This window comes from Bacteroides sp. NGMCC 1.200775 (assembly GCF_040798045.1).
Taxonomy (GTDB): domain Bacteria; phylum Bacteroidota; class Bacteroidia; order Bacteroidales; family Bacteroidaceae; genus Bacteroides; species Bacteroides hominis.
This window is the reverse complement of record NZ_JASCQK010000001.1, coordinates 1,191,306-1,209,119: the sequence shown is the minus strand read 5'-3', so window position 1 is coordinate 1,209,119 and position 17,814 is coordinate 1,191,306. Positions and strand designations below refer to the sequence as shown.

At 44.1% G+C, this 17,814-nt stretch carries 14 protein-coding genes; 4 read left to right on the top strand and 10 right to left on the bottom strand.

Features of this window, described 5'->3' with window-relative positions:
- The first annotated feature begins 36 nt into the window (after positions 1 to 36).
- Positions 37 to 1,782: a phospho-sugar mutase gene (locus QK890_RS05235; protein WP_022012117.1), complete on the top strand. Its 1,746-nt coding sequence runs from the start codon at positions 37 to 39 to the stop codon at positions 1,780 to 1,782.
- Positions 1,783 to 2,112: 330 nt separating this feature from the next.
- On the opposite strand, the gene QK890_RS05230 is transcribed toward QK890_RS05235, so the two are convergent.
- The 4 genes from QK890_RS05230 to QK890_RS05215 form a co-directional block, all read right to left on the bottom strand.
- Positions 2,113 to 2,691, bottom strand: coding sequence for a DUF4369 domain-containing protein (locus QK890_RS05230; RefSeq protein ID WP_032539861.1), 579 nt, complete (start codon positions 2,689 to 2,691; stop codon positions 2,113 to 2,115).
- 88 nt (positions 2,692 to 2,779) lie between these two features.
- Positions 2,780 to 3,679 carry a BT1926 family outer membrane beta-barrel protein gene (locus tag QK890_RS05225; RefSeq protein WP_032539829.1) on the bottom strand — a complete coding sequence of 300 codons (900 nt, stop codon included), beginning with the start codon at positions 3,677 to 3,679 and terminating at the stop codon, positions 2,780 to 2,782.
- A gap of 22 nt (positions 3,680 to 3,701) precedes the next feature.
- On the bottom strand, positions 3,702 to 6,101 hold the full coding sequence (locus QK890_RS05220; protein WP_032539830.1) for a hypothetical protein: 2,400 nt from the start codon (positions 6,099 to 6,101) through the stop codon (positions 3,702 to 3,704).
- Positions 6,102 to 6,537: 436 nt separating this feature from the next.
- Positions 6,538 to 7,479, bottom strand: a complete 942-nt coding sequence (locus tag QK890_RS05215) for a site-specific integrase (RefSeq protein WP_032539831.1) — start codon at positions 7,477 to 7,479, stop codon at positions 6,538 to 6,540.
- Positions 7,480 to 7,987: 508 nt separating this feature from the next.
- Here QK890_RS05215 and QK890_RS05210 point away from each other — a divergent pair.
- Positions 7,988 to 8,884, top strand: a complete 897-nt coding sequence (locus QK890_RS05210) for a histidine decarboxylase, pyruvoyl type (protein ID WP_005809470.1) — start codon at positions 7,988 to 7,990, stop codon at positions 8,882 to 8,884.
- Positions 8,885 to 9,010: 126 nt separating this feature from the next.
- Here the strand turns inward: QK890_RS05210 and nudC are convergent, their stop codons facing one another.
- The 6 genes from nudC to cdd form a co-directional block, all read right to left on the bottom strand.
- A complete protein-coding gene (nudC, locus tag QK890_RS05205) occupies positions 9,011 to 9,790 on the bottom strand; it encodes an NAD(+) diphosphatase (RefSeq protein ID WP_005819135.1) in 780 nt (259 codons plus the stop codon).
- Between the two features lie 32 nt (positions 9,791 to 9,822).
- Positions 9,823 to 11,412, bottom strand: a complete 1,590-nt coding sequence (locus QK890_RS05200; protein WP_223129525.1) for an ABC-F family ATP-binding cassette domain-containing protein — start codon at positions 11,410 to 11,412, stop codon at positions 9,823 to 9,825.
- 273 nt (positions 11,413 to 11,685) lie between these two features.
- Complete coding sequence (locus QK890_RS05195; protein ID WP_005776257.1) at positions 11,686 to 13,062, bottom strand: FAD-dependent oxidoreductase; 1,377 nt, start codon at positions 13,060 to 13,062, stop codon at positions 11,686 to 11,688.
- A gap of 58 nt (positions 13,063 to 13,120) precedes the next feature.
- A complete protein-coding gene (locus QK890_RS05190) occupies positions 13,121 to 13,723 on the bottom strand; it encodes a DUF417 family protein (RefSeq protein WP_005809464.1) in 603 nt (200 codons plus the stop codon).
- An 87-nt stretch (positions 13,724 to 13,810) separates the two neighbouring features.
- Positions 13,811 to 14,650, bottom strand: a complete 840-nt coding sequence (locus QK890_RS05185) for an AraC family transcriptional regulator (RefSeq protein ID WP_005776259.1) — start codon at positions 14,648 to 14,650, stop codon at positions 13,811 to 13,813.
- A gap of 2 nt (positions 14,651 to 14,652) precedes the next feature.
- Positions 14,653 to 15,135, bottom strand: a complete 483-nt coding sequence (cdd, locus tag QK890_RS05180) for a cytidine deaminase (protein ID WP_032539834.1) — start codon at positions 15,133 to 15,135, stop codon at positions 14,653 to 14,655.
- A gap of 116 nt (positions 15,136 to 15,251) precedes the next feature.
- Between cdd and QK890_RS05175 the strand changes: the two genes are divergently transcribed.
- Both QK890_RS05175 and QK890_RS05170 read left to right on the top strand, forming a co-directional pair.
- Positions 15,252 to 16,151, top strand: coding sequence for a glucosaminidase domain-containing protein (locus QK890_RS05175; RefSeq protein WP_005776261.1), 900 nt, complete (start codon positions 15,252 to 15,254; stop codon positions 16,149 to 16,151).
- A 298-nt stretch (positions 16,152 to 16,449) separates the two neighbouring features.
- Positions 16,450 to 17,697 (top strand): efflux RND transporter periplasmic adaptor subunit, encoded by a 1,248-nt coding sequence (locus tag QK890_RS05170; protein ID WP_005776262.1) that lies wholly within the window; start codon positions 16,450 to 16,452, stop codon positions 17,695 to 17,697.
- Positions 17,698 to 17,814 lie beyond the last annotated feature (117 nt).

The following is a 17,814-nucleotide window of genomic DNA, read 5'->3' as shown; positions in this document are numbered from 1 at the left end:
TAGAATAATTATTAATCTCTAAAAATAGATATAACCATGGGGAATGAAGAACTAATCAAACAGGTGACTGAGAAAGCCGAGAAGTGGCTGACCCCGGCGTATGATGCCGAAACTCAGGCTGAAGTGAAACGCATGCTGGAGAACGAAGATAAGACAGAATTGATTGAAGCCTTTTACAAAGACCTTGAATTTGGTACGGGCGGACTCCGTGGTATCATGGGAGTAGGTACCAACCGTATGAATATTTATACTGTTGGAGCCGCAACTCAGGGACTTTCTAACTATCTGAACGCAAACTTTAAGAATCTGAAACAGATTTCTGTTGTGGTAGGATACGATTGCCGTAACAATAGTTCTCTGTTCGCTAAGATTTCTGCGGATATTTTCTCTGCCAATGGCATTAAAGTATATCTGTTCGAGGAGATGCGTCCTACTCCGGAGATGTCTTTTGCCATCCGTCACCTTGGTTGCCAGAGCGGTATCATTCTGACTGCTTCACACAACCCGAAAGAATATAACGGCTATAAAGCTTACTGGGATGATGGTGCACAGGTACTGGCTCCGCACGATAAAGGTATTATCGACGAAGTGAACAAGATTGCTTCTGCTGCCGACATTAAGTTCCAGGGTAATCCGGAGCTGATTCAGATTATCGGGGAAGATGTCGATAAAATATATCTGGATATGGTGAAAACCGTTTCTATCGATCCTGAAGCTATTGCTCGTCATAAAGATATGAAGATTGTCTACACTCCGATTCATGGTACGGGTATGATGCTGATTCCCCGTGCACTGAAGATGTGGGGATTTGAAAATGTATACACTGTTCCCGAGCAGATGATTAAGGATGGTAACTTTCCGACGGTTGTTTCTCCGAATCCGGAGAATGCGGAAGCCCTGACAATGGCTCTCAATCTGGCTAAAGAAATCGATGCCGACCTTGTAATGGCTTCCGATCCGGATGCCGACCGTGTAGGTATTGCTTGCAAGGACGATAAGGGTGAATGGGTATTGATCAACGGTAACCAGACTTGCCTGATGTATCTGTATTATATCATCACTCAATACAATAAACTGGGTAAGATGACCGGTAATGAATTCTGTGTGAAGACCATTGTTACTACCGAACTGATCAAGAAGATTGCTGACAAAAATCAAATTGAGATGCTCGACTGTTATACCGGCTTTAAATGGATCGCCCGTGAAATTCGTTTACGTGAGGGTAAGAAGAAATACATCGGTGGTGGTGAAGAGAGCTACGGTTTTCTGGCCGAAGACTTTGTTCGTGACAAAGATGCTGTTTCTGCTTGCTGCCTGATTGCCGAAGTGGCTGCTTGGGCTAAAGACAATGGAAAGACTCTGTATCAGTTGCTGATGGACATTTACGTTGAATATGGATTCTCTAAAGAATTTACTGTAAACGTAGTGAAACCGGGTAAGAGCGGTGCCGAAGAGATTAAAGCCATGATGGAAAACTTCCGTGCTAATCCTCCGAAAGAGTTGGGTGGCTCGAAAGTGATTCTGTCAAAAGACTATAAAACTCTGAAGCAGACAGATGCAGAAGGTCATGTAAGTGACATCGATATGCCGGAACCATCGAATGTGCTGCAATATTTCACCGCAGATGGTGGTAAAGTGTCTGTTCGTCCGTCAGGAACGGAACCGAAGATCAAATTCTACATCGAAGTGAAAGGCCAGATGGGATGCCGCAACTGCTTTGCCACTGCCGATGCAGAGGCTACTGAAAAAGTGGAAGCTGTGAAGAAATCGTTGGGTATTTAAGGAACTTCTTTAAGCACTCTTTTAACAGATACTTTGGGTAATATAAATGTGTCCATAGTATTATAGTATTATCGAAATGCCCTGTCCTGAATTGGATGGGGCATTTCTTTTGGGATTATTCTTTTAAAGGGGCTGTGTCAAAACTCTTTTTACCACAGATTACACAGATTATCACAGAATAAGAATGTTGATAATCAATAACTTAAAAATTGCTCTATGTTACTCTGTGTCCTCTGTGGTGAGTTTCGACACACCCTCACAACACTAAAAGAACCGGGCAGACGGAGAACTAGGTGAAACTCACGTCTGTATTTCCCGGATGTATGGTTTTTAGTTAATGCCCAGATTTTTTTTTGCGATAGCCCTTTGCCCTGTGCTTAACTTGTTTCCGTATGCCGCATAGATATACTTTCCGATGGGACTGCTGGCATGTTTTATAATCTGTTCCATCAATAGCCCGGTAAAGCTTTCTTTTATTTCATGGACACTTTTTCCGGAGAAGTCGTGTTCCCCGAACTGATCGATGGCAAGAAGAAATTGCATCATCTCTGTGTTGAGTGCGGTCCCTTCCACTTGGACTACGTCTCCTATTTGCGTGCTGATTTTTCCCGCTTCGACAACGATAGGGAGAGTAACAGGAAAGCGGTCACTGTCGTTTTCCTGAATAAATAGCTCTCTGACTTGGGGAGAATTGATTTTTCCCTCAAATGCGAACCGACAGTCAATCACTTGTGTACTGTCATATCGGGTTGTGCTGTGGATAGCATCCTGCAAATAGATTGTTCTGCCTTCCATTTGAGGGTTGGTTACCATGCCACTGACATAATAGCTACCGTTCTGTCGGGCATGGTTGCATGCTGCCAGAAAGATGGTTCCCAGTATGATTCCTCCTGCTGTTATTCTTTTCATCTTGGTTGTGATGTTCGTTAAGTAAAAAATCACCCCATACATACCCGAAGGTAGGACGGGGTGATTTTTTCGTAATATCTGGACTTATTTAAAATCTAAATCCTAATTTCAAATAGGGTTGTGCAAACAAGTTTATGTTATGATGTCCCACTTTGTAAGTGGCTACCCCTTTCGGATAAATCTGAATCATGTCGTAGCGATAGGCTACCGGTTGCAGTTCAAATCCGAAAACTAGTCCTTTACCCAGGCTGTATTCGATGCCGGCTACTGCTGCCGCACGTAATCCGAATATTTGTCCGGTTTTGGTCGAAGGGATATATACTTGTAAAGGCAGTGTTTCTGCGTCATTCAAATCGTCATCGTCAGTTATTGCATCACCGTCGCTTACAGTTTCACCCGTGTTGGGAGACATCGTTTCGATTCGTCCCATTTGCCAGCCTATAAGGCCACCCACATAAAGATTGATACGTTCGTTTTTCGTATTGAAATAATAGTTTGAACCAATGTTTACCATCCAGTTGTTTTTCACCCGTCCTTCTACATATTTGGAAGCGGGGATTTGCATATCGGACACACTATTGTCGCCTTCAATGAAATCCTTTTTCGGGGTGACTCCAATGTTCATGCTGAACATCAGATTAACGTCCCAACGATCGGTCAGGAAATATTTTCCCTGCAAACCGATGATGTTGACCAAGCTATTATTATTCCAACTTCCCAGATTCAGATACATGCCCGGATCTTCAGACTTGTTGCCTGTATCATCGCCCAAGCCAATGCTCGGCGCGTTTCCGGTCCCGTTCCAGTATTTCGGTAACAAGTATTCCATACCATCGGCGAATTGCTGTGAATTGCCTAATGCGACGGATATCTGCCAGTTACCTTTTTCCGGGGCAAACGACGCATCGTCACTGCTGCTGCGTTGTTGCGCCATAAGTGGCGCAACAGTACATGCAGTCAGAAGGATTATGCATAGTTTTTTAATCATACTTTTTTCCTTTAGTTTTTATTTATTCGGCTGAAGTGTCTCCGGTCAGTGTTTTGATAAGCTGATCTTTCATCTCTTTTGCCTTGTTGAATAATACCGTCAATGCTTCGATTTCAAAAGTTTTGGCATCGATTTGAGCTTCTTTAAGTTTGATGGCTGTTGCTTGTTCTTGTTCGTAGCTACCGTCCTGTAGTGCTTTCAGCAAAGCATCGTACATATTCAGTTCAGCTTTTGCCTCTGCCAGAGTACCGCTCTTTACAGTGATGTTGCCACTTTCGTTGTCAACTTCAGAAGGTGCACCTTCGATTTTGGCTATTTCGTCCTTCAGGTATTTAATTGCATCCTCATAAGTGGACAATGGCTGATTATTATCACCAGTCTGAGGCAAAGCCTTTTTCATTGTACCTAAGATGCAATTCAAACCGGCTTTCTGCACTTCCAGACTTGCTTTCTCCGCATCGTACTTCTCTGTAATCTGGTTCAGGGTAATTTGTGCTGTTGCCAGTTTTGTATCTGTTGCGGCGATTGCTTTATCATTGTCGGTACCCATAGCCATTAATTTTGAGTTCAGGTCGGCCCATACAGATACATTGTTGATTTCATCTGTTAAAGCATCGTACTCCTTCTTTGCTTCAAATGTTTTGTCTGCCAGCCCGTTCTGGGTTAGGGAGATTCCGTCAGGATCGAATGTAAACTCTCCTTCTCCGGTGTGTTCGGCTAATGCTTTATTGTAAGCCGCCAACCATTCTGCGTAAACTGCTGTAGTTTGGCGTTCGTTACTGTAGCCGGCGGCTTTGGCTGCTTTGACGAAATCGGCAGCGAGGCCACCTTCAGCTTTAAACAAATCCTCCACACCGAATACGGCATCATAACTTGTTGTTCCGTTGTTCTCAGTGATAAGTGCCTTCCATGCATCCAGTTTGGCTGCATCTTTAGTAATGTCTGTTTCTTCTTTCAGCTTTAGTCCGTCCAAAGCGGTTCTGGCGGTAAGATAAGTTTTGTATTGAGCAATAAATTTGTCTAAAGCAGCTTTTTCTTTAGCTGCATCTCCGGCGGCACTTTCATAATCTTTCTGGTAAGTCTGATAATCTGCGATGATCAAGCTGCGTGCGTCGTGTCCCTCCTGACTGAGATACTTGCCTGCATCTACTGCCTTATAAAAAGCTTCAGATGCTTTTGCCCATGTACCCTCTACTTTGGTCAGCTCTGCTTGGAACGCATCATAGTCAACTTTAGCTTGTGCCTGTGCCAGTTTTGCCTGTGCCTGTTCTTCGCTGGTCTTTACTTTGTCGGTTAATAAAGTAGTGATAGCTTCTAATATGTTTCTTTTCTCCTGCATGGTTTTAGAGAAGCGGAACCCATCAGGAAAATAGTATTTTCCGGTTGCGGGATCTATCTTTATTGCTGGCCTAAAGGAATTGGCAAGGTCATTGTTGTCCAAAGTTTGTTTTTCCAGAATCATTCTGGCAAATCCATCCTGGATGGCAGCAGGAATATCGAAAGTGAATTCACCTTTTGCTTCTTTTGCTTTCCGCACTTCAGCTACCTGTTGTACGGCTGCCTGATAATCGGCGTCACTTACTTTTGATAAGTCGATAGCATTGATTTTATTGTCAAGATCCGTTTTCTTATCATTAAGTTCTTTGTATTTGGCTTCAAACTGATCCAATGGAATTTCTGCGACAACCTTCAGCTGTGCCAGGTTTTCTTCGATACCTTTTACTTCACCTTTCTGAATGGCAATCTGGTTGGTAACGCCGGCAATCAATGCTTCCGGATCATAGCTGAATTCTAATAAAGATTTCTGTCTCATCAGGTCAGCCAGTTCTTCTTGGGCATCGCTTAATGTACCGGAGAGTTCGATCAGGCCTTTTACGGTAGTCTCTTCTACATCTTCTACACTGATTTTCCCCGATTCTTCATTGTAGGTGATCTTTTTAGGAGTATATGCAAAACTTTGCGTGTATAGCAGTTCGTTCAACTTGGTAGCATAGGCATTATCTTTGTAACCAAGTAAAGCCACTTCGATATCGATCATTGCCTTTTCATAAGCGGCCTGTGCTTGTGCAGTCTGAATTTGTAGCTCAAGCATTTTAGCTTTGAATAACTCTGCGCTTTTCTCGGCTTTTTGTTGCCAATAGGCTTTCATCGCTTCTGTTTTGGCTGCTTGAACTTCTGTTTTAAGCTTTTCCTGGGCTACTTTTTCTTCCAGGTAAGCGGCTTTGGCATTGACGATAGCAATTTGTGCCTCTTTGTAAGCCGCTTCAGCAGTTTGTACAGCTGCTTTTGCTTTAATTAATTCTGTTTTCGCTCCGCGAAGTTCTGTGATGCTTGCCGGTTCATCATTATCGATACATCCGGTAAACGTTGTAGTTGCTCCTCCCACTAAGAGTGCAGCTACGAGATAAGTCCATTTTCTCATACCTCTGTTTTTTTAGTGTTAATAAAAATGTTATGTAAGTAAATCAATGTATTCTCTTGCCTATTGCGGCTTTTCCTCTATCTGTGTAATACCTCTATCTACCGTTACTTTATAGGTAACGGGATCGAAGTCCGCTTTTCGATAAGAAGCGTCTTTGAGAGGAGTTTTTAACATTAAATTCCGGTTATATGTAGCATAAAGCATATAGGAGATGGATCATCTCGTTGGGGATTAAAAACGGGATGAGCGAATTGTGCGCATTCATGATACTAATGTAATGTACACTAAAGACTATAGTCGTCTTTTTCTTTTATAAGGGATGATTCAATGACTTATTTTAATAAATAATCGTATTTTATTTGTTTTATTGTGAAAAATGATTTATGTTTGTAGCGCACTTATAGAGGAGTTACCTATAAAGTAATGGTTCAGATAATCAAAGTATTAGTCCTGTGTATGCTTCTTTTGTAAATGATATAATATGAGCATTTGTTTCATCTAATTTCTTAATGTTGAATGGTTTCAAGTAGGTTTCTGTCACTTTGATTGACGAATGTCCCATGGCTTCACTGATGATGCCCGGGTGAATTTCAAGATGGTAAGCTAAGGTAGCCCAGGTGTGTCGTGCGGTGTATGAACTCAGGTTTTTCGAAATTCCCAATAGATGCGCCAATTGTATCAACTGATAGTTAAATGCACGTAAAGCATATTGGTATTCTTGATAATTGATATGGCTTTTTTGCTTTTTGCTCAGAATAGGAAACAAGTAAGGTGAGTCAGGGTCGGTATCCATATATTCCAGAATAATCTCCATAGCTTCGGAAGGAACGGTTACTGTAAGTTGGCGTCCTGTTTTGTGCCGGTGGTAAGTGAGGATATTTCCTTTTAAGTCTCTCTTTTGCAGATAGGCCAAGTCGACAAAGGGAAGTCCGCGTAATAAGAACATAAGTACAAACATCTTGTGGGCACGGCAAATGGCTTCTGGATGCTGTGCAGTGTGGTTCATTTGCAGTAAAAGCCCCATTTCTTCTGCTTTGAGAGATCTTTTCACATCGGCTTGGGTTCCAGTATATACAGGTTTGAACAAGCGGGGAGAGTAGGGGGCCAGTTGGCGGTCCACTGCCCGGTTGTAGACAGCGCGTAAGGCTCGCATATAGGTGGAGACGGTATTCCAGCTATTTCCTCTCAGGCGGAGATAATGTTCAAATCGTTTTAGTAATGCAGGTGTCATCTGACGAAACAGGATGTTCTTGCTGCCTGTGAAAGCTCCGAATGCATTCAGGCTGGCTTGATAAATATGGGCAGTTCCGAGAAAATTACCTGCTTTTTGTTCGCTGATAATGCTATCCATAAATCGGATAAAATTTTGTTCTTTCATAATACATTTTGTTTTGATGGAGCTGTGTCAAAACTCTTTTCACCACAGATTATACAGATTATTATAGAATAATAATGTTGATAATCAGTTACTTGGTATTTGTTCAGTGTTACTCTGTATCCTCTGTGGTGAGTTTCGATACACCCTCCGGGTTCCTAGTTTTTCTTTTCCCAAGATATTAATTTTCTTTTGATTAATCATTAACTATTGGTTTACGTAATTAATTGTTTGGTTCCAAATGATTAACTTTAACACATCATTAAAACAAACATTCTGTTAGTATGCTATCTATAAGATAAACAGTTGATTTAAACTTGATAATTGCTTGAAACGAACTCTTTGAATGATAGGCAGATTGATGGAATATCTGTTTGAACTTACCAAATTGATAGCTTCACATTTTTTAGTATTTTGTCTTCTTCGTCTTCTTTTGCTTTCTTTATGGAGCAGAGGCTAATCATTCTTGGCAATATATTGTTCTTACTGCAACATCTAAACTTAAAAACGTATGAAAGATCTTGTGTCCGGCATCCGTTATGATGCCTCTAATGTGATTAGTCAGGCTATAGGGCCAAGTAAAGAATTTTGCATGGGATATTTGAATCCCGGAGTTGCAAGTGGTGAAGGATATATTTCGACAATGAAATTGTCAGTCGGTACAGTCGACGTGAAAGACCTTGATGCAATAACTGAAAAGATTGTAGCAAAGGACCGCTGTGAGAAAAACGACGCATATCTCGGACAAGTCAATTTGATGAAGGCTTCTTCATTTTGTGGACAAAATGGAGCTATCTGGGGATTTGACCTGGCAATGCACGATGACATTGCCAAAAGAAAGGAGATGCCTATCTATATGCAGGCACAGCCTGAAGGGGTAGACGTTCCTGTTTATAATATCCGTCCGTTGCTGGAGGCAACCGAACGTTTGTTCGGCCGTGCCAAAGAGCGTCGTTTTCCCATACTCCCCGGAGCTTATGTGCCGGGAGGAAGCCGAAAGGTTGTAGCATGCGGTCCCACATGGGTGTGGTCTGTGATCGGACTGGCTATTTTGAAAAACCGTAGTAAAGGAGCCTGCCTGTTTGTGAAAGACGCCGGAACTTACGGGGATGATTCGACAACAGAAGGCGAAGCAATTGGTTTTTTGGAAGGGATACTCCGGAAAGCCACCAACAGCATTGTACTTTGCGGACAGGATCAGGATGTGATTTACGACCGTATTTATATTGGTTATAAATATACGTTTGTAGAACCCGATCAGGTTGGTTGTGCTTTGTCGTGCACTCCTGCTGTCTATTTGGCCCAGAATGCTGTCCCTGCCGATATGAAACCGGCTGATCTTTGCCAGATGACCATCAGTGACTGGGAAGAGAAGTTAGGGCTGGAAGAGCTGACTATTTTTGAATAGAAGTTTAATGGTAAAACACAGGCTACGAATAGGTACACAGGTTTATGATGCTGAGAACGGATTTCTTTTCTATCCGTTCCTGGTTGTTCGTTTGTGGTGGGTGTACCTTTCGTAGCTTGTCTTTTTTCACTGTTGTGCTATCCACCAGTCAATCATCTTACGTGCCAGACTTAGCTTCCGCGGAAGTTCCGGCAGATTATTTTTTGTATAGAAATTCCCGGAACTGAGTTCGTCATCCTGCAAGCGAATGCTGCCCCCGGCATAATCGGCAATAAAACCTACCATGAGTCCGCTCGGATAGGGCCAGGGCTGATTTCCAAAATACTGAATGTTCTTCACATCCAGTCCGGTTTCTTCTTTAACTTCCCTTTCCACACATTCCTCCAAGGTTTCTCCGGTTTCAAGGAAGCCGGCCACCAAGCTATTGAATGTACCTTTAAAGTTGCGGGCATGTACCAGTAACAAAGAATCTTCTTTGCGTACCAATACCAGAATTGCCGTTGAAATGGCGGGATAGACTTCTTTACCGCAATCCGGACACTTTTTCATAATAGGCTCTTTCTGTACCAGTGGAGTTCCACATGTGGGGCAAAAGCGGTTGCTACGGTCCCAGTACAGGATTTCGTGAGCTTTACCTGCTGCTTGATAGTGTTCGAGCGGCAGGTAATCATAAGAAGCGCGCAACCCCATTTGTACATATTCCGGTGTTTCTGTGATCGGAGAATCTATGTAGAAACTTTTGCCGGATATGCCATCGGGCGTAGTTAGGGTGTGTACGGTTGTTCCTTCCGGTATGGCGATGGGGGCGCTTTCTCCTGAAGGGATGGAGAAAGCGTTGTTTTTCTTTTCCAGTAATAACTGATCTTGGTAGAAGATGAACCACCGGTTGTTTTTTGTATGTGTCATTTTGGATAATTCTTTATTAAACCGATGCAAAATTATAAAAAGATACTCTCTTTCATGCCGGTCTCCTTTATAAAATATTCATCATGTGATACCAGCAGTACACTACCCGTATAATTCCGGATGGTGGCGGTGATGATTTCGATGCTGTGTATGTCCAGATTATTGGTGGGTTCATCCAAGATAAAGAGGTCAGGAGTGTTATTGCTGATCATCAGGCAACAGAAAGCGAGCCGCATTTTTTCACCTCCACTAAGCTGTTTGCAAGGTTTGTCCCAACTTGCCACCGGGAAGAGAAAGCGATTCAATATGATCTTTATTTCGTGTTCCGGCAGGTTCCGGAGGTTGAATGACTCTGCTTGCTGGAGCACTGTCAGCCCGTCGGAAATGATGGAATACTCCTGATTGAGATAGACGTAACTGAACCCGGTGCGCTCCAGTCTACCCGAAGCAGGCAATAGTTCTCCGGTGACCAGTTTCAATAGGGTGGTTTTACCACTCCCGTTGTCTCCTTCGATACGTATCCGGTCGCCGCTTTTCAGTTGGAAACTTAGGGGAACCTTCCATAAAAACGAATCTTCATAAGTGAAGTTTATATCACGGGCAGTCAGTAATATTTTTCCCGGATGTAAAGCAGAAGCATTGAAATCGGTTTTAAGCAGTGACACTTCGCCCAACCTGTTGCGTATCTGACTTCGTTCGGCGACAAGTTTTTCCGATTTGTCCCAGTGGATGTCCGCCAGTTTGGTGGTACTTTTTTCTGCCCGGTCTTTCAGGGTATTGATGGCCATACGGGAAATGCCTTTTTGAGGAACCGCTTTTTCGCTCCGTACATTCTGCTTGTCTTTCCGCTCGGCAACCTCACGTGCAAGCTTCCGTACTTGCCGGAGTTCTTTCTCCTTTTCATTCAGTTGTTGTTGCAAAGCACTTAGCAGAAGCTCTTTCTGCTGTTTGTAGAATTCATAGTTTCCTCCGTAAAATACAAGTGCGCTACGGCTCAGTTCGCAGGTTTCGGGAAGCAGATTGAGCAGAGTGCGGTCGTGGCTGACTACAATCAGCGTAGAACGGCATTTCTTCACCCATTCATACAGTTTGTTGCGTCCTTGGCTGTCGAGGTGATTGGTAGGTTCATCCATCAATATCACGGAAGTTTCCTGCAGTTCGATGCCTGCCAGAAATACGCGTGTCTTTTCTCCGCCACTCAGTGTATGCATGGGCTGGTCAAGAGACATTGTTCCGAGCCCCCATCCATTGAGAGCTGCTGTGGTTTTTTCTTCGATGTTCCAGTCGTCATTGAGGATATTGAAGTTGACGATGGAAGTATCTCCATCCAGAATGGCATGGAGGGCTTTTCGTTTTCCGTCTATTCCGAGGGCTTCGGCAATGCTCATTTTATCATATTGTCCGAAGTGTTGGGGCACATAATAAAGAGCGAATGGACGGAGTACGGTTCCCGAACACGGTTGCAGTTGTCCGGATATGATTTGCAGCAATGTTGACTTGCCACAACCATTATTGCCGATCAGAGCCAGTTGCTGTCCTTTGCTGACAGAGAAACTGAGATTTTGAAAAAGAACTTCTTTATCGGGATGGATATAGGTGATTTGTTGTACTTGGATACACATACTTGTCTATTGGTTTGAAAGTAAATACTTGCTGTTGATGATAGCGGGTAGGGGAGAGACAAACACAATAGGGGTTAAACAACACGGATTCGTGATGCTTAACAATACATGAAAAGAAGCATATGTGAAAAGTGATGTTTACCGGAAAGTGTTGTCTTACTTAGATATTCTCATGGGTATACATATGAAATTAGACTGCAAAGATAGAAGATATTCCGGCAATTACAAAAAGAGAGGGGAGAAATCTGAAACTTCTCCCCTCTTCTCGTTAAACTAATCTATTGAAAACAATTCATTCAATCCTTCGCCCATACTTGGATGTGTAAAGATGAAATCGCGAAGGAAAGTATAATGTTGTCCGGTCTTCATTGCCATGTTTACTATGTTAATGACTTCGGAAGATTCGGCACAGAACAGCGTGCAGCCCATGATGCGTCCCGAATGGCTGTCGATGATGGCTTTCAGTATACCGTCAGTCTGTTGTAAAGTACGTGCACGTGGTAGTGCTGAGGCCGGGAGACGTGATACTTTGAAGGAATATCCCCGTCTGATGGCTTCTTCTTCGGTCAGCCCGACATGTGAAAGCGGCGGATCTATAAATACCGAGTATGCCACCGGGTTGCGGTCGTCGGCCGTACGTTCTTTATTTCCGAAAAGGTCGTCCCGGATAATCCGGTAATCGTCCAGTGAAATATAAGTAAACTGCAGCCCGCCTTTTACATCACCCATTGCCCAAATGTTTGGGGAGGTGGTGTGCAGATAACCGTTTACAACAATAGCCCCGTGGCTATCCACTTCTACTCCGGCTGCCTGAAGATTCAGTCCCTCAATCATTGGCTTGCGTCCCGTAGCTACCAGGATGGCATCACCTTCTATGTCAGAAGATGTACCGCCGGCGGTATCCGTGTAAGTCAGGATTACACCGTCCGTTGTATCGCGGATGGATTGTGCACGGGCGTTGAGGCGGATTTCTATTCCTTTCTTTTCGAGTGCCTCTTTTACAGCGTTTGCTATATCGCGGTCTTCGCGGGCAATAAATTTGTCACCTCCTTCGAGCACGGTCACTTTGCTTCCGAAGCTTGCATACATGGAAGCAAACTCCAGTCCGATATAACCTCCGCCCACGATAATCAGATGTCGGGGCAATACATCCAGTTCCATCAATGATGTGCTGGTATATACCCGTTTGCTGTCTTTCAGCCCGTCTATTGCCGGTATAATGCTGGTTGATCCGGTATTGATGAAAATCTTTTTTCCCTGAAGTTCGATCACTTCGTCGGGAAGGGTTACTTTCACCACATCTTTTGAAACGAACGATGCCATTCCGGTGTAAATGGTCACATTGGGGAGACTGCTCAGTTTGTCGAACATATTAGCCCTTGAAGCTGCTGTCATTTCGTTTTTCCGTGCGATGGCGGCTTTATAAGCTTCGGCCTGCTTTTCGTAACTGGTTGGGTAGAGCCAACTCACCTTTTCAGCTTCGTGGATAAGGCGTTTGGTAGGCACACAGGCTATATTGGGGCAAGTACCTCCATACATCATGGCAGAGCGTTCAATCAGTGCGACTTTCCAGCCGCGTTTGGCTAATTCGGCGGTCAGCGTCTTGCCGCCCTTGCCGAAACCGATAATAATGGCATCATATTGTTTCATAATTCTTATACTTTAGAAGGATGTATCTTTAATGTCAGTTTATAACATTCCGTAACCCTTATTTGTTCCGTTTTTCCCAGTCGGCTTTTTTGAGGGAGTTCAGTACACGCTGCGATGAATCGGAAAGCAGGGTAACGGCACTTGCCAGAATTACGATATCTTTAATTACCAGACGTCCGGCACCGGATAGGAGCGGGAAGCCATATTCTCCGCTTCCCAGGTTCGGAACCCAGACTTCGGGAGTGGTCACCAGGAAGGAGAGTGTACCGAGTGTCATGATGATGGCCAGTGTGTCGCCGATAAGCGCCACTTTGGGGAAGAAGATGCCTAAGAATACTAGGATACCGATGGACATAATCAAAGCTCCCAGTCCATAAGAGAACGTGTAGGTTCTGTTCGCTTCGTGCCATTCGCGGTTGGCCGGAACATAAGCACCTTCCGGATTTTTGTGTTCCTTGTATTCGGGGGCATCTTTGGCGTAGAAGAAACTCATAAACGGACTGTTGGCTACAAATGGTACAATGCCGTCGGCCTCGTAATGAAAATACTTCAGTCCGCCGATCCAAACGAAAACAACGAGGATGGCTACGCGGATAAATTTCAGTCCGAAACCTTTCAGACCGGATGCTACTGTGAGCAGAGTGATAAATTTCTCTTTCATGCTATTTCTTTTTATGGGTTTAACTTTCTGATGCAAAGAACCGGTTTTTCCCATCGGCGGGAAATAGCAATATCGCCGGATGAATTGTCAATTCTTCCCTTCAACCGAATTTCGGTATTGCACAGGGCTTTCTCCGGTCATGTTTTTGAAGAAACGGCTGAAAGAGGACTGGTCCTCAAATCCCAGAATATCAGCAATCTCTTTCGAACTTTTGTTACTGTATAAAAGGAGTCGTTTGGCTTCTGCTTCCACCCGTTCATGGATGACGCGCAGGGGCGAAGGCAGTTTACAGGAAGAAAAGATGTTCGAGAGTGTTTTGGGTGATTTATGCAGCATGTCGGCATAATCCTGCACTTGCTTTTTAGTCCGGAAGTGTTCGTCTACCAGATTATAGTATTGGCGGATAATCTCGAAGCTGTACTCCTTCTCCTGGGTGATATTCAGTCTTTGCCGGGCGATGCGTGTACTCTGGATGATGAAACGTTTAAGCAGGATGCGGAGCATCTCTTCCTGTAGATTGTCCGATACGGTGAATTCGCGGTCCAGCAAACCCACTACATCTTCCATCGACCGCCGTTCCGATTCGTTGAGCATAAATCTCACCACGTGCGAAGAACCGTTGAACAGAAATCCACTGCACGACACTTCATGGTCGTTGCCGTAAATACAATAGAAGTTGCTGTTGAACAGCACCGTCAGATACTCTCCATCGATGGACAGGAACTCCAGATGCTGGAGATTGGAGAGGGAGATCACCTCGTTTTCGGCCAGTGTCACTTCCTGATGGTCTATCTCCAGGGTAATGCTTCCTTGGCGTACCCATATGAATTTATACAAACTCTTTTCTTTCTGCAAGTTCTTTTCGGTATGATAGCTTGTGGTCAATGCAAGCATACCTTTCAGTTTTGTCTGGTAAGTTCTTATCATAATCAATCCTCCATGGCTGATGCGTCAAATGACAGGGGTAATAAATGTCCCACACTCTGTATTTCGTAAATACACTTTTTGCCGTAAAGCAATATACGTATGGGTTGTTTATATCTTTTTTCCGTTTCCAGAATCACCTGGCGACAGGCGCCGCAAGGAGGAATCGGAGTGTCGATAAAGTCTTTTTCCGTACGTGCGGCGATGGCAAGAGTCTTCACTGCCTGGTCCGGATACTGCGAATTGGCATAGAACAACGTAGTTCGTTCGGCGCAAAGTCCGGACGGGTAGGCTGCGTTTTCCTGATTGGTTCCTGTCACTATCACTCCGTTGGCCAGCAGTACTGCCGCTCCTACCGAGAAGTGCGAGTAAGGTGCATAGCTACGCCGGGTTGCCTCGATGGCATCATCCAATAAGGCACGGTCTGCGTCATTGAGTTCGTCATATTCATATACTTTAATTACAGAGGTAATAGTCAGGTCTTTCATGTGGGTAGGTGGTTTATAGTTCTACAAATCATGTTACAAAGTTAGAAAAGAGATTGATAATCCCAATTATTTTTATGATTTTTGTGCCGCATAACCTAACATACACAAATTAATAGATGAATAGCAAACTTCTCAGGCTGATTGCCGTAGTTACAGTTCTTGCTTTTTCTGTCGGTGCCCAGGCGCAGCGCAGGAATTCCCGTTACGTAGATTATATAAATAAGTATAGTGCCCTGGCTGTAGAGCAAATGAAGGAGCACAAGATACCCGCCAGTATCACATTGGCGCAGGGGTTGCTTGAAAGTGGTGCCGGTATGAGCACGCTGGCGCGTAAAAGTAATAACCACTTCGGCATCAAATGCGGTAGTAGCTGGAATGGACGTACCGTACGCCATGACGACGATGCCCGTAACGAATGCTTCCGTGCTTATCGCAATCCCCGTGATTCGTACGAGGACCATTCGGCATTTCTGAAACGCGGTGCCCGCTATGCTTTCTTGTTTAAACTGAAGATAACGGATTATAAAGGCTGGGCCCGTGGGTTGAAAAAGGCGGGATATGCTACCGATCCTTCGTATGCCAACCGTCTGATTACGATTATTGAAGACTACGACCTTTATAAATATGACCGTAAGGGAGGATGGAGTTCGTCAAAGAGTGAACCGACGGTACTCAATCCGCATCAGGTCTACATAGCAAACGGTATCGCTTATATTGTAGCCCGTGACGGAGATACGTTTAAGTCGTTGGGTAAAGAGTTCGATATCCGTTGGAAGAAGTTGGTGAAGTATAACGACTTGCAACGTGATTATACCTTGATGGATGGTGATATCATTTATCTGAAAGAGAAGAAAAAGAGAGCATCGAAACCTTATACGGTTTATATCGTCAAAGACGGAGACTCCATGCATACCATTTCTCAGAAATATGCCATCCGTTTGAAGAACCTGTATAAGATGAACCGTAAGGACGGGGATTATGTTCCCGAAGTGGGAGACAGGTTGAGGCTGAGGTAGATTTTTCCGCTACGGTATATAAGAAATGTATTAATAGCAAAAGGGTGTAGCCATACTTTATGCATGGCTACACCCTTTTGCTATTAGGGCTACACCCTTTCTGCCGGATGGCTACACCCAAACGTGTGTTTTTCACCGCAGAGAACACAGTTACGCTTTGTTACGAAACTGTACAGGGTGTTCATTATCGGACACCCTGTTTCTCTTCTTCCTGCTGAAACACAGTGCTTTCCTTTTTTGGCATAAGGTTTGATCATAGAAATACAAAGAATATTTGTAAATCTATAATTGACTATATATGGACAGAGAAATTCCAAAAGAGGTGCGCAATAAAGAGCGTAATAAAAAGATTATTCGTTTTTCGGCCATCGGTATTATCGGGATAGTAGGCATTAGCTTATTAATTTCGTTGTTGCGTACGGGAGTACAGAAGAAGGATCTCGTGTTGTCTACCGTTGACAAGGGGACGATCGAGGTCAGTGTCAGTGCTTCGGGCAAAGTGGTTCCGGCTTTTGAAGAGATCATCAATTCACCGATCAACACCCGCATCGTGGAAGTATATAGAAAGGGTGGTGACAGTGTAGATGTAGGTACTCCCATCCTGAAACTCGACTTACAAAGTACGGAAACCGACTATAAAAAACTACTGGATGAAGAGCAAATGAAACGTTATAAGCTCGATCAGGCGCAGGTGAACAGCCAGACCAAATTGAGCGATATGGCCATGCAGATCAAAGTGTCGGAAATGAAACTGGCGCGGATGAAGGTGGAGCTTCGCAACGAACAATACCTCGACAGTCTTGGAGCCGGTACGACCGATAAGGTACGCCAGGCCGAATTGAGCTACAATACGTCCCGCCTCGAATTGGAACAACTCAAACAACAATATGCCAACGAGAAACAGGTAGCAGCCGCCGACCTGAAAGTGCTTGAACTCGACCTCAACATGTTCCGTAAGGGACTTGCCGAAATGAAGCGTACGTTGGACGATGCACAGATACGTTCGCCGCGCAAAGCCATCCTTACTTATATCAACAACCAGATCGGTGCGCAGATTCCTCAAGGAGGGCAGGTGGCTATCATTTCGGATCTGAGCCATTTCAAAGTGGATGGCGAGATTGCCGATACTTATGGCGACCGTGTGGCAGCGGGCGGAAAGGCTATTGTGAAAGTGGGCAGTGAGAAACTCGAGGGGACCGTAAGCAGTGTCACTCCGCTTTCAAAGAATGGAGTTATCTCTTTCTCCGTGCAGCTGAAAGAAGATAATAACAAGCGGTTGCGTTCGGGACTCAAGACTGATGTATATGTGATGAATGCCGTGAAAGAAGATGTGTTGCGTATAGCCAATGCCTCTTATTATGTAGGCCGCGGCGAATACGATCTGTTCGTGATGACTTCGGACGATGAAATCGTAAAACGGAAAGTTCAGCTGGGCGATTCGAACTTTGAGTTTGTAGAAGTGGTGAGCGGACTCAATCCGGGAGACAAGGTGGTGGTCAGCGACATGACCAACTACAAAAATAAGAACAAACTCAAAGTGAAATAATCCGCCGAAAAAACTTTTTAAATCAAGGCACCTTAGGGTTTAAACCAAAGGCTTGTTGGTTTTAAGCCAACGGAATTTTGGTTTAAAAGGTGGATTGTGTGCCTTTTAAGATGTGAA

Coding starts and splice junctions, on each gene's coding strand:
- QK890_RS05210 (WP_005809470.1), top strand. CDS start 7,988: ATGAAAGATCTTGTGTCCGGCATCCGTTATGATGCCTCTAATGTGATT.
- nudC (WP_005819135.1), bottom strand. CDS start 9,790: ATGACACATACAAAAAACAACCGGTGGTTCATCTTCTACCAAGATCAG.
- QK890_RS05200 (WP_223129525.1), bottom strand. CDS start 11,412: ATGTGTATCCAAGTACAACAAATCACCTATATCCATCCCGATAAAGAA.
- cdd (WP_032539834.1), bottom strand. CDS start 15,135: ATGAAAGACCTGACTATTACCTCTGTAATTAAAGTATATGAATATGAC.
- QK890_RS05170 (WP_005776262.1), top strand. CDS start 16,450: ATGGACAGAGAAATTCCAAAAGAGGTGCGCAATAAAGAGCGTAATAAA.
- QK890_RS05230 (WP_032539861.1), bottom strand. CDS start 2,691: ATGAAAAGAATAACAGCAGGAGGAATCATACTGGGAACCATCTTTCTG.
- QK890_RS05215 (WP_032539831.1), bottom strand. CDS start 7,479: ATGAAAGAACAAAATTTTATCCGATTTATGGATAGCATTATCAGCGAA.
- QK890_RS05225 (WP_032539829.1), bottom strand. CDS start 3,679: ATGATTAAAAAACTATGCATAATCCTTCTGACTGCATGTACTGTTGCG.
- QK890_RS05195 (WP_005776257.1), bottom strand. CDS start 13,062: ATGAAACAATATGATGCCATTATTATCGGTTTCGGCAAGGGCGGCAAG.
- QK890_RS05190 (WP_005809464.1), bottom strand. CDS start 13,723: ATGAAAGAGAAATTTATCACTCTGCTCACAGTAGCATCCGGTCTGAAA.
- QK890_RS05175 (WP_005776261.1), top strand. CDS start 15,252: ATGAATAGCAAACTTCTCAGGCTGATTGCCGTAGTTACAGTTCTTGCT.
- QK890_RS05220 (WP_032539830.1), bottom strand. CDS start 6,101: ATGAGAAAATGGACTTATCTCGTAGCTGCACTCTTAGTGGGAGGAGCA.
- QK890_RS05235 (WP_022012117.1), top strand. CDS start 37: ATGGGGAATGAAGAACTAATCAAACAGGTGACTGAGAAAGCCGAGAAG.
- QK890_RS05185 (WP_005776259.1), bottom strand. CDS start 14,650: ATGATAAGAACTTACCAGACAAAACTGAAAGGTATGCTTGCATTGACC.